The sequence below is a fragment of the Candidatus Enterococcus avicola genome, from assembly GCF_047470845.1.
Classification (GTDB): domain Bacteria; phylum Bacillota; class Bacilli; order Lactobacillales; family Enterococcaceae; genus Enterococcus_D; species Enterococcus_D casseliflavus.
The window spans coordinates 1-13827 of the sequence record NZ_JBLGTY010000039.1 but is presented as its reverse complement, the minus strand read 5'-3'; the positions used below and the strand labels follow the sequence as shown (position 1 = coordinate 13827).

Sequence of the window (13827 nt, the reverse complement as noted above, 5' to 3'; positions counted from 1 at the left end):
ACAAACAACCCTAACACTTTTTCATTTTTACTCCTTCCCGCCAGTCCCCGCTGGCGGGCTCCTTTTTGCCTTCTGACTGTTCTAAATGGTTTCACTTTTTCTTGGCGATTTCTTCTCGGAATTCTGTTTGATTCGTCAACTTTTTTTCACATTTTCCCGCTATTATAAATGCATACCAACGAACAACCCTAACACTTTTTCATTTTTACTCCTTCCCGCCAGTCCCCGCTGGCGGGCTCCTTTTTGTGAGATTGGACTTGATTTTCTTCCTAGAAAGGATTATCTTTATCTTATGCGGAAGTGGCGGAATGGCAGACGCGCACGCTTCAGGCGCGTGTGAGTTTATCTCGTGTGGGTTCAACTCCCATCTTCCGCATTTAGCAGTTCAGCTTTCTGAACTGCTTTTTTTGTTGCAAAACGCGCATGTTCATCGAATAAACATGCGCGTTTCATTCAACTATTTTTCCCCTTATTCACTAACATAGGCGGTGCGGAAAAAGAAATGCGCACCATAAGCTGGGAATTGGATGTCTTTAACATTTGATTTGATCAAATAATTTGAAGCACTTTGGTAAAGAGGGACTTGCGCAGCATCTTGTTCCAACAAAATTTCTTCTGCCGCTTTGTAATCTTCAAAATATTGATCGGGGTCATTGGCATGAACGGTGCGCGCATCTTCCGTCAACGCCGTATATTCTTCATTGACATAGCCGCCGTAATTAAAGGAAGCGCCGTTTTTGTATAAGATAAAGAACATATCCATGTCACTGCTTCCAGCGATCCAGCCAGAAACGGAAAGCTCATAATCACTATTTGCTCTTGATTGATTTAAGCTGGCACGTGGCTGTTTGTTGATGGAGATCGACAAGCCTGGCAAGTTTTCTTGCAGTTGGCTTTGCAAGTACTCCCCGATTTTTTGACCATTGTCATCATCTGTCACTAATAAACGCAGCGTCGTACTTTCACCAATTTCCGCTTGGGCTTTTTCCCACTCTTCCTTGGCAGCCTCTAAATCATACAGATTATAATCACCGCTATATGCTCGAAAATCTTCGCCAGTATTTGGATTCGCAGCTAAGCCAGTAGGGATCAATCCATTTAAAACTTTCGCTCCATCGTTCAACACATTATCCACGAGACTTTCTTTGTCGATCGCCAACGCGATTGCTTTACGCACATGAACATTTGCTAAGGCATCCTTGGCGGTTTTATTGAAGTCTAAGAAAAAGTTCGCCACATCGTTTTGCGTAACTAGTTCTTCATTGTCCCCGTATTGTTGGACGTAGATCCCGCTGATTTTTTGCAAATCAAGGTCGCCGCTTTCAAACAATTGGATCCCCGTATTTTCTTCTTTGATGGTGGAGCCTTTGATTTCCTCCAATTGAATGACATCAGCATCGTAGTATTGGTCGTTTTTCACTAGCGTCCACTCGTCTCCTGTCTGTTGCCAATCGGTTAAAGCAAAGGGACCAGAATACAACAAATCTTCACTTGTCCGGGCATAGGTCTCGCCTTTTTCTTCAACAAAGGCTTGATTTTGCGGTGCCAACCAGCCGATGGAAATCAAGGATAAAAACGAAGGCTGCGGCTGCTCCAACTGTACGATAAAGGTCGCGTCATCTGGGGTTTCCAGACCAATCGTTTCTACGTCTGCATTGCCTTCACGAATGTCTTTACTATTGACTACATTATCCAACAAATAGGCGTTTGGTCCCATCGTTGCTGGATCAACTAACTTTTTCCACGCATAAGCAAAGTCAGCCGAAGTGATCGCTTCGCCATTGCTCCACTTCGCATCATCTCGCAAAGTAAAGGTATAGGTTTTGCCATCTTCACTGATTTCGACTCCTTCTGCCAAGCCTGGAACTGGTTCACTGTTTTCATCGAAACGGTAGAGCCCTTCGAATAAATGTTGTACGATGGTAAACGTTGCTTTATCCGTCGTTTGGGTCGTATCGAGAGTCGTCAGCTCAGCTGGTAGACTCACCGCAATCGCTTGATTCGGCACACCGTTAGTTTCAGCCTCTGATCCCTCGGTATTTCCTGTTGTCGTGCAGCCAGAAAGGGTCAACCCAATCACTCCTGCTGCAACCAATAAACGCTTCTTCCAGATCATTTTCATTCTTCCTCCTATGTGATTGCGCAACCAACGCAAGTGTTTTTCATGACAGCAAAAAACGCATTCAACGATAAAAAGAAAAAACCTCATCCCTTTGCTTATCAACTTTGACAAACAAAGGGACGAGATTTTCGTGTTACCACCCTTTTTCGCACCATTCTCACAAATGGCACCTCAACAGTACGCTAAGATACTTGGCACGGTAACGGCTGCTTTCCGTCTGATTTGCGTGAACAAATCAGATCACTCAGAGCTCATCTTCACTTTTTTTCTGCTGCCCTTTCTCACCATCCGGGTTCTCTTCTAACAGATTCCAAAGCTACTCTTCTCTTCATCGTCTTTCTTTTTATCTAAAAAACAGGTAAATGACGTTTTTTTGTCTATTTCATGATTGTTTTAAAGTATACTATTGGTGTTTTTGGAAGTCAACAAGAATTGCGAATATTCAGTTTTTTATGATTTTTCTATCAGAGCTTGTTTTGCGTCTTGCTTGCCTTTCGTCACGTTCTTCTCTAGGATAAGAACTAGATAAGCCTTCTCATTTGTAAAAAGGAGTGTGCCAAAATGAAATTAGCAGAAGCGTTACTTTTAAGACGAGATTTGAACAATCGTCTGTTTCAATTGCGCAACGAAATCTCTAGCAGTGTGTTAGTCCAAGAAGGCGATACCTTGGATCGTAGTATCACAGAATTGTTCAAGGAATACGATGAGATCAATCAACAGTATTCAGAATTAGTCGTAGCCATCAATCGGAAAAATGCGACTGCCTCTTTAGCAGATAGTGCGTTATTGCTGATGGAAGCACTAGAACAGCGAGAACAGCTGCGCCGCAAGCATGCACTGCTTACGCAAGCACTGGATGAAACCAAAGCAGCTCCCCGAATGGGTCGCAACGAAATTCGACTGGTGCGCACGATCGATACAAAAACGCTAACGGAGCAATTGAATACGACCGCCAAACAGCTGCGAGAATTAGATGGAAAGATCCAACAAACCAACTGGCTAGTCGATCTTTAACAAACATGGGTGGGTGTCAAAGGCGAGCACAAAGCAGGTACAGGCTAATATGTACACTATGGAACGTCTGGCAGAGACGTAAACGTAACAACCACTGCTTACGAATCACAATCGTAACAATCACATTGTATTTTTTAGCGACCACGTGCTGATTTGACTGGATGGGAAAAACCCTCTTCTTTTTTTGAGAAGAGGGTTGTTTTTATCGTATCCAGCCGTACGTGGAGCCGGCTCTTTTACTGAGGAACCTGCTGCTTGTTACTCACAGCGGAAGGACGCGCCAGAAACGCTTGCCCTTTCTCACTGCTCCAAAACGCCTTCATCAATGCCGTCAATCCCTCTTTGGTTTGATTGGCACCAAAGAAAGGACTGCCGGGTTCTAACATGATGCCATTAGCTAAAGCACCGATAGGAAAGGGATCAAAGCCGAAGGCAGCAACGATTTCTGCTATCTGATCGAGGGCGGTTTGGTCATCACCAGCAATGGCGATGGCTTTTTTGGCAGTTCCTTGAGCAGCCGTTCTCGTCAGCAAGGATTCCTCTTGGATATCGTGGTACCCCATATGATTGAATCCTTTGACTACTTTACTTTGGGAAAAATAGCGTTGCACACGTTCCGAAGAAGTCTGCTCGATGGATGAGTATTCTGTTTCTTTGCCATCGACTTCCCACCAATAATTCATGGCATCGATCACTAGCTTGCCAGCCAAAGCTTCTGCTGGCAGCTGTTGGTACTTACTCAATGGGATTGCCAAAAGGATCGTTTGGGCTTCTGTCATCACCTCAACGGCATTTTTTGCGATCGCTCCCGGAGCCAACACAGAAACGGACAAGGCGATTTTTTCTGCTGGCTTCGTACTGGCGATCAAGACCCGATAGCCCGCCTGGGCACCAAGATTTGCGAGTGCTAAGCCTAACTTGCCTGCGCCTAAAATACCGATGGTTTTAGGCATTGCTATCACCTGCTGCCAACAATTCTTTCACCCGTGGAATCACTTTGGTTCCATACAATTCAATCGTTTTGAAACGGTCTTTTTGCAGCTGTCCGCCAGTACCGTAAACCAGATCAAAGCGTTCTACACCGACTTGCGGCATCATACGGGCGATTTTTTGCGCCACGGTTTCTGGACTGCCTACATAGTAAGATCCATGTTCGACTTCAAAGTCAAAGCGCTCTTTGCTCATGGCTGGCCAGCCGCGATCAAGACCGATTTTGTCCATGCTCTTTTTGATGTAGTTCCAGCCGATTTCATAGGCTTCTTCGTCGGTGTCGGCGATCACACCATGGGAGTGCATGCCGATTGGCAAAATCGGTTGCCCCAATTGCTGCGCTGCCTTTTTATACAGATCAACATAGGGCGCAAAACGAGCAGGCTCGCCACCGATGATCGCTAACATAACGGGAAACCCATAACGGACGGCACGAATGATCGATTCAGGGGTTCCACCGACACCTACATAGGTATCTAATTGGTGTCCCTCGATTTTTGGAAAAACGTCGGCATTTTTTAAGGATTGCGTGAACTTGCCTTCCCAAGTTAATGGTTTGCCTTTTCTCAGTTCACTAAACATCGCTGTTTTTTCTTCAAATAGTTCTTCATAATCTTGCAAGTCATAGCCGAATAGAGGGAATGATTCAGTAAAAGATCCTCGTCCCAGCATGATTTGTGCACGACCGTTCGACAACGCGTCAACGGTCGCAAACCGTTCGTAGACCCGCACGGGATCATCCGAACTCAAGACAGTTACACCGGTACCTAATTTGATGGTTTTGGTAACCATCGCTAAAGCCGCTAGTACCGTATCAGGACTTGAGATCGAATACTCTTCCCGATGGTGCTCCCCTAAGGCAATGACATCGATGCCGACTTCATCGGCTAATTTTCCTTCTGCCACGATATTGCGCAACGATTCGCTGTAACTGATCCGTTCTTTCGTTGTATCATCAAAGGCTAGATCGCCAAAAGTATCTAACCCAAATTCAAGATTTCTGTGATTGATGGTCATTTTCTTTTCCTCATTTCTCATTACTGATTCTCTGTTCTCACTATAACAAGGAACAAAAAAAGTTGCGAACAATATGCTTACTTTTTGTAAGTTGTCGATTTTAAAGCAAAAAAACACTTTCCCGAACAAAAATTCAGGAAAGTGTTTGGTCTTTAAAGATAGATCCCTTTACTATGGAGATTCACTAAGCATTCTTCCAAGTATGCTTCATCATGTTCTGGATAGATCGGCTTAGTCAAAGGGACGGCTTGAACGGATGGTTCCAGCGGCAGATTTTTGCCACGATACGCTGGATCGTACCATTCAGGTGCTGGCCGATAGCCTCGACGGGTCATTTCATCCAGCACTAACTGATGGTATTGAAACAATTTATAGGGCGGATGGGTAAAAACGTAATCGACGGTTGCGTGCTTTTTACCCCAGCCTAGCCCCCGCAAGGCTGCTGCTTCACGATGCTGGCCTAACAGCTGCTGCCGAGGCAAAGCAGGTATCAGTGCTTCATGCCATAAGCGCATCGGTTCAGCCTCCTTTATTCTGCGTCTTGGCTGATGAAATTGTCTTGGTTTTCAACAACGATCTTGCCGACTGCATGGTGTGTCTCACTCAATGCGTGGGCATCGTAAATTCCTTGTGCTGTCAATGGGAAGGTTGCACCGATGATACTGCTGACTTTTTCTGCTTCGATCAGCTCTGTCAATTCTGCCAATTGTTTGCCGTTGGTTCGTAACCAAACTGCTTTGGCGAAGATGTCTTTTTCTTTTGCCAAGTCTTCGTCTTCAATACTCAAAATCGAGATCAGACGGCCCTTAGGTTTTAAGACAGTGAAACTTTTCTTCTGGGTGTCGCCCCCCATCGTATCAAAGACCAAATCGATGTCTTGCAAGACTTCTTCAAAATCTGTCGTGTGGTAATCGATGATCTCATCGGCACCAAGTTTTTGTAATAACTCATGGTTACGAGGACTAGCCGTCGTGATGACGTAAGCGCCAGCTGCTTTTGCTAGTTGGATCGCATAGGTACCAACTCCGCCTGCTCCGGCATGGATCAAGACTTTTTCCCCTTCTTTTAAACGACCGTGTTCAAACAACGCTTGGTAAGCAGTCAAACCAGCTAATGGCACTGCAGCTGCTTCTGCGTAGTTTTGGTTTTCTGGTTTGATCGCTGCTAACTCAGCATCCACGATGGCGTAATCAGCATACGTCCCAAAACGAGTCGTTTCAGGGCGGGCATAGATTGCATCACCAACTTTGAACTCTGTCACGTCAGCACCTATTTCTACGATATCCCCTGCGACATCCCAGCCTAAAATAATTGGGAAGTCCCACGGAAACATTTGTTTTAAATAGCCTTCTCTTAATTTCCAATCGATCGGGTTGATGGACGTTGCGGCAACTTTGACTAATAATTGATTTGCTTTTAATTCTGGTAATTGGACCGTTGCTTCTTTTAATTGGTCTTTTCCACCATAGGCTTCAATAACGACAGCACGTGTTTCCATTGATGCTTCACTCCTTACATTCATTCTTCATCAAAGAGAGGTTCCTGTTTTTCCATCCCTTGATTTCTCACTTCCCTAGCTTAGGCAAAAGGAGGGAATTTGACAAATGATATGTTTGGAAACTGCCCCAGCCACCTAGCCGTTCCTCCTTCAAAGCCTTGAAAGAAATGGGTTTATTTTTTCTTCATTTTTTTATTGCCTTTTCTTTAAAAATCAATTACGCTACTCAAGAAATACGAAATTGTAGAGAAAGAAGGAATTGATGAATTGAAAAGGTTGTGGGTATTTTTTGGCGGTGTGATCGGCATCACCGCGTTGCTGTTTTTAGGTGCTTCGGTGTTAACGAAAGAATCGGGGGCAGCAACTTCGTCCGACAAAAATACAGTGATTATTTACAATTGGGGCGAATATATTGACCCCGAATTGATCAAAACATTCGAAACTGAGACTGGTTACTCAGTGATTTATAATACATTTGACTCCAACGAAGCGATGGAAACGAAAATCAAACAAGGCGGCTCGCGCTATGATTTGGTTTTCCCTAGCGAATCGATCATTCCGAAAATGATCGAAGAAGGACTGTTAGTGCCTTTAGACCATCAGAAATTGACGGGAACGGAAGATCTGTCGCCTTTTTTGATGGATCAAGCCTTTGATCCTGACAATACCTACTCAATCCCCTATTTTTGGGGCACGATCGGAATCATGGCAAATACTGAAGAAGTTGATGTTTCTTCGATCCATGGCTGGAGTGATTTATGGGACCCTGCATTTAAAAATGATGTATTGATGGTGGATGGTGCTCGCGAAACCTTAGGAATCGCGTTACAGACGCTCGGTCTTTCCCAAAATGAAAAAGACCCGACCAAAGTCGCCAAAGCCTTGAAGAAGCTGGAAAGTATCCGTCCCAATGTCAAAGCAGTTTTGACCGACGAGATCAAAACCTTGATGATCAACAACGATGCCCCTTTAGGAATCGGATATTCGGGCGATGCCGCTTATGTGATGGCGGAAAATCCTGCCGTCACCTATATCGTTCCCAATGACGGCGGTGCGATTTGGACAGACAATTTTGCGATCCCGAAAACCGTTGGCAATCTTGAGGGAGCCTACGCCTTCATCAATTTTATGCTGCGACCAGAAAATGCCGCACAAAATGCCGAATACGTGGGCTACGCCACGCCGAGTGAAACGGCCAAAGCTATGCTGCCAGTAGAACTTACTGCTGACAAGGCTTTCTACCCTGAGCCAAGTGCGATGGAACAAATGGAACATTATGAATACTTAGGAAAAGAAGCAGTTGAGCTTTACAACGATTTTTTCCTTGAATGGAAGTTGGGATTATAATTGTCACTATTACTAAAATCTGAACACATCTTTGATACCAAAACAAAAACGACTTTTGCGGGCTTTCTCCTGATAGAAGACCAGAAAATCACGGCTGTGGGTCCTCTTTCAGCGCTGCCAACACTTGCTGAAGACACCCAGGTCATTGATCTCAAAGAACAAATGATCATCCCAGGCTTTATTGATGCTCATGTTCATTTTTATCTTTCCGCATTACTCCATCAAGGGGCACTGACCCATCTTACGGGAGTGACAGAAGAAGCCGTTGCCCAGCAAGTGCCCGCCTTGCCCATCACCCATGGATGGAAAATCGGCATCGGCTGGTTCAGCAGTGATTTTGGTCAGCAAGTCTACCCGACGAAAGACTCGATCGACAACTATTGTGCCGACACGCCTGTCATGCTGATTTCCGGTGATGCCCACAGTATTTGGTTGAATAGCCAAGGGATCGCTGCTTTAGGGATCACACCTGAGAACTTACCAGCAGGGATCAGCGGGGAGGCACTGCTTGACGAAAACAGCGGACAATTAAGCGGCTGCTTTTTAGAAGCGATCGCCATTCATTATTTAGCAAAGGTCTTACAGTCATTCCAAGCACAAAGCCCTGCTGCCTTTCTGACCTATATGAAGCAGCTCAATCAATACGGCATTACGACGATCGGTGATGTTGCCTTGACAGGAGAAAGCTGGGACGATTTGGTTTACCCCACTCTTTATCGGCAAACAGAAGCAGAAGCGACCTTGCGCACTGTCTTTTATCCAGCCATGCGAGAAGACATCACGCAACTGAAAGAAACTTACCGTACTTATCGCTCCGAAAAAGTACAAATGGGCGGTGTCAAACAATTTTTTGATGGCGTGACGAGTACGCACACGGCTTTTTTAAAAGCGGAATATGAAACACCGTATTTTGCTGGTGATGTCGGGATGCCGTTGATCGATGTTCAACGGATGCGCCGCTTTATTTTACAAGCCAACCAGCAAGACTGGCCGATGCGCATCCATACCATCGGTGATGAAGCGATTCGACAAGCACTCCTCTTTTATCAAGAAAGTGCTGCTGCTCACCCGCTTTCTAAAGGCAAAGCCAATACCTTGGAACACTTGGAAGTGATGGATGACGCTGATCTGCCACTAGTTCGCCAAGAACAACTGGTACTCTCCGTACAGCCTAGCCATTTATTAGTCGGTTATGAGACCCTCGATGAAGAAGTAGGACCTCAACGTGCCAGTCAAATGTTTCCTTTTCAGTCCTTTCTAGAACAAGGCGCAACCTTGGCTTTTGGGACTGATACGCCAGTCGTGATCGACGTGACTCCTTTAGACTCGCTGTATTATGCGGTTGCTCGGCAGGAAAAAAACGGCCAGCCAGCAGGCGGATTGATGCCCCAAGAAAAAATCTCCATCGCCGATGCCCTCTATGCCCACACCGCAGGCGCCGCTAAAGCCTTGAGTCGGCAAGATATCGGGCGATTAGAAGTTGGCTGTTTAGCCGATCTTTGTATTTTGTCCCAAAACATCTTGCCTTTGACTGCCGAAGAATTGCTTCAAACGACCGTTGAAGCGACCGTATTTGATGGGCGATTTGTTTATTGGGGTAACTGATGAAACACTAGATCTTGTGAAAGTACAAGGTCTGGTGTTTTTCTTTGATCAAAAAATACAGAAACAGGTGCTTAGTTTGGACCACTCTCCCTTTTCGTACTTGCCCCTATCCCTTACGATGGATTCCCTGCTTGGCAGCTATGCTTTATCATAGGTTTTCTTTCGGCCATTTTGATTCGCGTGGATTGGTCTATTCGATTGGCGCAGCAAAAGAATAATTCAAGCAGTTGTCAGTTTCTTTATTTGATGGAAATTCAGAAACATGCCTCTTTTTCCCAGGAGCTTTTTCCTTTTAACAGCAATCATTGGTCTATTCCACCCCCTCCCTTTCTCCTTCAATCGTTTCTTAAACCTTTGAATAAATTCTTAATAAAATAACTAACAAAAAATAAACTTTTACTATATCCCTTGAATGTAAGCGGTAAATTTGTTATTATTACCAAGGATAAGGAGGTGTTTATCTATTGTATGCGATTAAAATCTTTCATGGTTATCTAACCGCCGAAGGAAAAAGAACACGGGACAAAACAATTGCATTGACCTATACTTGCAGAGAAGATGCTGAACGTTTCGCAAATAAAATCGGCGGGAGAGTTAAAAAAATTGGCTAACCAACTAGAATAAAAAAGGCTGTCAACCTCAGTAGGTGACTGCCTTTTTTTGTTATCTGATTTCCAGCAAATCAAGCGATACTCCTGACTTTTTACATATGTTTAAGATCCTTTTCTTGTTGAATCGAGAAGTGAAGCAAGTTAGTTGGTTTTGACGCCTTGAGTCTTTATACTGAAACAAAGGCACCAGCCAATCCAAAAAAAGGAGTGACCCGTCCATGTGCGGCCGATACTTATTTGACCCAACAACTGGCGAATTGTCAGAATATTATCAAGAAGCCGCGGCGAAAGCCCGCAAGCGCCAACAGACTGTCGCTGTCAATGATGTTTTCCCTTCCAATCATGTCGTAACCATCGGTGCAAATCAACAACAACAAGTTGTAGCTGGTGTGACAAGATGGGGCTTTACCGGCTTTAAAAAAGGGCATTTGATGATCAATGCCCGTTCTGAGACCGTTGAAGAAAAACCGACTTTTCGCAAACCTTTCCAAGAGCATCGCTGTGTCTTTCCGATGTCTGGTTTCTATGAATGGAATCATGAAAAGGAAAAGTTTCTCTTTTCGCAAGATCACGTGATTTATGCCGCTGGTTTTTATCGCATCCTTCAAAAAGAGGATCAAATCGAAACCGAATCAATCATTCTAACGACTGCCGCGAACGATTCTGTTGAACCAGTCCATGATCGAATGCCTCTGTTCTTAGAAAAAGAAGCGATTGCTTCTTGGATCAATGACTTGGCTTTTGCTCGCCAACAACTCAAAGCAGAAATGCCCAAGCTGAAAACCCAATTGCTCTCTTCTTAACTGCTTGCTGCTTCTTTTTCAGCAGAACAAAAACCGCCAAGTCAGCTTTGATTTGGCGGTTTTTCCTATTTCTGCTTTTTCTTAATAAACGGTGAAGGTTTTGCCAGTCATGATCCCAAAGACTGCTTTTTGATACGCTGCAAAAACGGGTGCGTCACCAACGGGAATAAAGCCTTTGAAAGAATCGGCGAAGGTTTCCCAAGAGCCCACAAGCGCATTGGGACTGACTGCATTGATTCGTATCCCATGACCGATCTCAAAAGCTGCCGATGCCACGAAGGCTTCCAAACCGCCGTTGACCAGTGCTGAAGGCGTGCCCATTGGGATAAATTCGTCTTTGATAATTCCAGAAGTCAGTGTGATACTGCCGCCTTCAGCGAGAAAATGCTGGCCAATCAACGCAAGGTTGACTTGTCCTTGCAGCTTCGAAGCCACTGATTGTTGAATATCTGCTGGCGTCAATTCCTCAAAGGGTTTAAACACTGTGCTTCCCGCAGCGGAAACAATGGCATCCACTTTCCCAGTAGCTGCAAATAGCTGGCTGACACTGGCTGCATCCGCAATTTCGACCTGATGATCGCCGCTGCTACGGCTAGCCGTGATCAGCTCCACCTCTGGCAGTTGCTGAAAGCCTTCAACTAAAAGCTGCCCAAGTGTGCCGGTGTGTCCAATCAAAAGTAATTTCATTTCCTCGCCTCTTTTTTTGTTTTGTGCTTCGATTCTAACCCAACCAAGCGATTTCGACCATTCATCTGCTTTTCCTGACTTATTGGTCTATTCTTACCCTTACCTATTTGTTCCCCTACTACCTGCGTAGTGATTGGAATCACCTATCACGAAAGCAATTGACAACTTTCTCATCTTGTTCTAAGATACTACTAATTTCATACACATGCAGTGAGAAGAAGAGTACGATCCCCCCTTTCTTTCAAGAGAACTCGGAACTGGTGGAAACGAGTAAGGAAGACGATCCGAAGATGACCTTTGAGCATTCGTGGACGAACAATCCCCGACGGAGAAAGCCCGATAGCGCAATGCAGTTTATTTGATGAACTGACTGAGGTTTTTTGTTTTAACAAAAAACAAATGAAGGTGGTACCGCGAAATGATCGTCCTTCCCAAAGAATTGTCTTTGGGAAGGTTTTTTTTATAAAAAAGGAGGAAGAGGTATGAAACGAAGGATTCGATTAGGTATGGGCATTGGTCTGTTGTCCTTGGTCTTATTTTCTGGCTGCGGCAACCAAGAAGAAGTGACCGGAAATGCCGAAGAGCAGCAGACAGAAATCAGAGTTGGTACGACACCAGGACCTTACAGCGAACTGTTTCTTCAGGGAATCAAACCGATTTTAGAAGAAGCAGGCTATACCGTGACTGATATTGGCTTTACTGGGGTATTGGAAGCAGACATTGCACTGAACGATGGCGAAATCGACTTAAACGTCGATCAGCATACCGCCTATTTAGAGAACTTTAATGAAAATACGGGTGCCGATTTGGTGGGTATCACACCGATCCCTACCGTTCCAGCTGGCTTGTATCCTGGCAGAAAGGACAATTTAGCAGCGATTGAAGCAAACGATACCATCGGGATTCCCAATGATCCGTCAAATAGCGCCCGTGCCCTGTTGCTGCTGCAAAAAGCTGGCTGGATCGAACTTGACCCCGAAGTGGCGCCCATTGACGCGACGTTAAGAACCATTACTGACAATCCTTATAACCTGGATATCGTCGAGATGGATTCTGCGCAAATCCCCCGCAGCTTAGCAGACTTAGACTATGCGGTGATTCCCGGCAGCATCGTTTATAGTGCTGGAATTGCTGCAGAGGAAAGCTTATTAAGTGAAGACATTTTGCAAGAGTATGAACTGGTGGCAACGGTCAAAGAAGCCAACCAAGACAGTGATTGGGCACAGGCAGTGGTGGCAGCATATCGTTCTGAAGCCTTTAAAGAACTGCTGGCAGAAGAGAATCAAACGGGCTATTGGTTTATTCCTGAAGAATTGCAATAACCGCTTCACAAGTAGCAATAAGCAGCAACTGTCGTCTTATTTTTTAAGAAGCTTCTATTATAGAAGGAAAAGAACTGACTACTATTGATTGGTGGACCCTTTTTCCGTCTGAATCTTTGTAAAGGAGGTCAAAAATTGAATATTCAACAAATTCGGATCGTGCAAGCGATCGCTGACCATGGAAGTTTTCGTGAAGCAGCCAAACGGCTGTATCTCTCACAGCCAAGTCTTTCCCAAGCCGTGAAAGAGTTGGAAACAGAATTGGAGGTCCAGCTTTTTGAGCGTACGAATCAAGGTGCCCGCTTGACTGCCGAAGGCTCGGAATTTCTAGACCATGCCCAGCCGATCTTGAGTCAAGTGGCGCAGCTGCAAACGCGTTTTTCCAGCAAGCAAGCAGCGAGTCAAACCTTCGCCATCGCAAGCCAGCACTATGATTTCACGGCTGGAATTTTCAGTGAGCTGCTGCAGGAATTTCCCGACTGTCGCCAGTTTCGCCTTTTAGAAACCACGACCTTAAAGGTAATCACGGACGTGCAGCAATATCGAAGTGAATTTGGGGTTCTTTATTTGAATGAGCAAAACCGAGCAGGATTGGAACGACTGTTGCAAGGCGCCCAATTGTCTTTCGAGGCGTTGGGACGGTTTCGCCCCCATGTCTTTTTACGAGCGACTCATCCCTTGACAGAAAAAAAGCAGCTTTCCTTAAAGGATCTCGCCCCCTATCCGCAAGTACGCTGAATAGGCTACACTTAACTAGACAGAAAAGATAAGGTGTGTAAAATATAAGAAAACACACTGGAGGAAATATCAC

13 protein-coding genes, 1 tRNA gene and 1 other annotated feature are annotated in these 13827 nt (G+C 45.0%); of the genes, 8 read left to right on the top strand and 6 right to left on the bottom strand.

Going from position 1 to position 13827, the window contains the following annotated elements; all coding sequences use genetic code 11:
• Positions 1-294 precede the first annotated feature (294 nt).
• Positions 295-376, top strand: a tRNA-Leu gene (locus tag ACI3E5_RS17035).
• 93 nt (positions 377-469) lie between these two features.
• Here the strand turns inward: ACI3E5_RS17035 and ACI3E5_RS17030 are convergent.
• Entirely contained in the window at positions 470-2122 is a 1653-nt protein-coding gene (locus ACI3E5_RS17030) for a peptide ABC transporter substrate-binding protein (RefSeq protein ID WP_428207815.1), read from the bottom strand.
• A 561-nt stretch (positions 2123-2683) separates the two neighbouring features.
• Between ACI3E5_RS17030 and ACI3E5_RS17025 the strand changes: the two genes are divergently transcribed.
• Positions 2684-3136, top strand: coding sequence for a DIP1984 family protein (locus ACI3E5_RS17025; RefSeq protein WP_010747700.1), 453 nt, complete (start codon positions 2684-2686; stop codon positions 3134-3136).
• 236 nt (positions 3137-3372) lie between these two features.
• Here the strand turns inward: ACI3E5_RS17025 and ACI3E5_RS17020 are convergent, their stop codons facing one another.
• The 4 genes from ACI3E5_RS17020 to ACI3E5_RS17005 form a co-directional block, all read right to left on the bottom strand.
• Positions 3373-4089, bottom strand: coding sequence for an NADPH-dependent F420 reductase (locus tag ACI3E5_RS17020; protein WP_010747699.1), 717 nt, complete (start codon positions 4087-4089; stop codon positions 3373-3375).
• The gene (locus ACI3E5_RS17015) at positions 4082-5143 is read right to left on the bottom strand and encodes an LLM class flavin-dependent oxidoreductase (RefSeq protein ID WP_087627089.1); all 1062 of its coding nucleotides are present in this window, start codon (positions 5141-5143) and stop codon (positions 4082-4084) included. The genes ACI3E5_RS17020 and ACI3E5_RS17015 overlap by 8 nt, the downstream gene beginning before the upstream one ends.
• A 152-nt stretch (positions 5144-5295) precedes the next feature.
• A complete protein-coding gene (locus ACI3E5_RS17010; protein ID WP_005225393.1) occupies positions 5296-5658 on the bottom strand; it encodes a TIGR02328 family protein in 363 nt (120 codons plus the stop codon).
• 14 nt (positions 5659-5672) lie between these two features.
• On the bottom strand, positions 5673-6641 hold the full coding sequence (locus tag ACI3E5_RS17005) for an NADP-dependent oxidoreductase (RefSeq protein ID WP_005225392.1): 969 nt from the start codon (positions 6639-6641) through the stop codon (positions 5673-5675).
• A 267-nt stretch (positions 6642-6908) separates the two neighbouring features.
• Between ACI3E5_RS17005 and ACI3E5_RS17000 the strand changes: the two genes are divergently transcribed.
• The 4 genes from ACI3E5_RS17000 to ACI3E5_RS16985 all read left to right on the top strand — a co-directional run bounded on the left by ACI3E5_RS17000 (position 6909) and on the right by ACI3E5_RS16985 (position 11007).
• Entirely contained in the window at positions 6909-7988 is a 1080-nt protein-coding gene (locus tag ACI3E5_RS17000; RefSeq protein ID WP_034868369.1) for an ABC transporter substrate-binding protein, read from the top strand.
• The gene (locus ACI3E5_RS16995; protein ID WP_428207814.1) at positions 7989-9593 is read left to right on the top strand and encodes an amidohydrolase; all 1605 of its coding nucleotides are present in this window, start codon (positions 7989-7991) and stop codon (positions 9591-9593) included. It abuts the gene before it with no gap.
• A 464-nt stretch (positions 9594-10057) separates the two neighbouring features.
• Complete coding sequence (locus ACI3E5_RS16990) at positions 10058-10204, top strand: hypothetical protein (protein WP_005234527.1); 147 nt, start codon at positions 10058-10060, stop codon at positions 10202-10204.
• Positions 10205-10422: 218 nt separating this feature from the next.
• Entirely contained in the window at positions 10423-11007 is a 585-nt protein-coding gene (locus tag ACI3E5_RS16985; protein WP_005225388.1) for an SOS response-associated peptidase, read from the top strand.
• 81 nt (positions 11008-11088) lie between these two features.
• On the opposite strand, the gene ACI3E5_RS16980 is transcribed toward ACI3E5_RS16985, so the two are convergent.
• Positions 11089-11694: a short chain dehydrogenase gene (locus ACI3E5_RS16980; RefSeq protein ID WP_208788218.1), complete on the bottom strand. Its 606-nt coding sequence runs from the start codon at positions 11692-11694 to the stop codon at positions 11089-11091.
• A gap of 201 nt (positions 11695-11895) precedes the next feature.
• Positions 11896-12127, top strand: a binding site (T-box leader).
• Between the two features lie 49 nt (positions 12128-12176).
• On the opposite strand from ACI3E5_RS16980, the gene ACI3E5_RS16975 reads away from it, so the two are divergent.
• Together ACI3E5_RS16975 and ACI3E5_RS16970 are read left to right on the top strand one after the other, a co-directional pair.
• Entirely contained in the window at positions 12177-13016 is an 840-nt protein-coding gene (locus ACI3E5_RS16975; protein WP_005225386.1) for a MetQ/NlpA family ABC transporter substrate-binding protein, read from the top strand.
• A 135-nt stretch (positions 13017-13151) separates the two neighbouring features.
• Positions 13152-13754 carry a LysR family transcriptional regulator gene (locus tag ACI3E5_RS16970; RefSeq protein WP_498822126.1) on the top strand — a complete coding sequence of 201 codons (603 nt, stop codon included), beginning with the start codon at positions 13152-13154 and terminating at the stop codon, positions 13752-13754.
• The last annotated feature ends 73 nt before the right edge of the window (positions 13755-13827 follow it).

Excerpts from the sequence above, each read along its gene's own strand:
- ACI3E5_RS17010 (WP_005225393.1), bottom strand. The coding sequence starts at position 5,658 with ATGCGCTTATGGCATGAAGCACTGATACCTGCTTTGCCTCGGCAGCAG.
- ACI3E5_RS17015 (WP_087627089.1), bottom strand. The coding sequence starts at position 5,143 with ATGACCATCAATCACAGAAATCTTGAATTTGGGTTAGATACTTTTGGC.
- ACI3E5_RS16975 (WP_005225386.1), top strand. The coding sequence starts at position 12,177 with ATGAAACGAAGGATTCGATTAGGTATGGGCATTGGTCTGTTGTCCTTG.
- ACI3E5_RS16980 (WP_208788218.1), bottom strand. The coding sequence starts at position 11,694 with ATGAAATTACTTTTGATTGGACACACCGGCACACTTGGGCAGCTTTTA.
- ACI3E5_RS17030 (WP_428207815.1), bottom strand. The coding sequence starts at position 2,122 with ATGAAAATGATCTGGAAGAAGCGTTTATTGGTTGCAGCAGGAGTGATT.
- ACI3E5_RS17025 (WP_010747700.1), top strand. The coding sequence starts at position 2,684 with ATGAAATTAGCAGAAGCGTTACTTTTAAGACGAGATTTGAACAATCGT.
- ACI3E5_RS17005 (WP_005225392.1), bottom strand. The coding sequence starts at position 6,641 with ATGGAAACACGTGCTGTCGTTATTGAAGCCTATGGTGGAAAAGACCAA.
- ACI3E5_RS16985 (WP_005225388.1), top strand. The coding sequence starts at position 10,423 with ATGTGCGGCCGATACTTATTTGACCCAACAACTGGCGAATTGTCAGAA.
- ACI3E5_RS17020 (WP_010747699.1), bottom strand. The coding sequence starts at position 4,089 with ATGCCTAAAACCATCGGTATTTTAGGCGCAGGCAAGTTAGGCTTAGCA.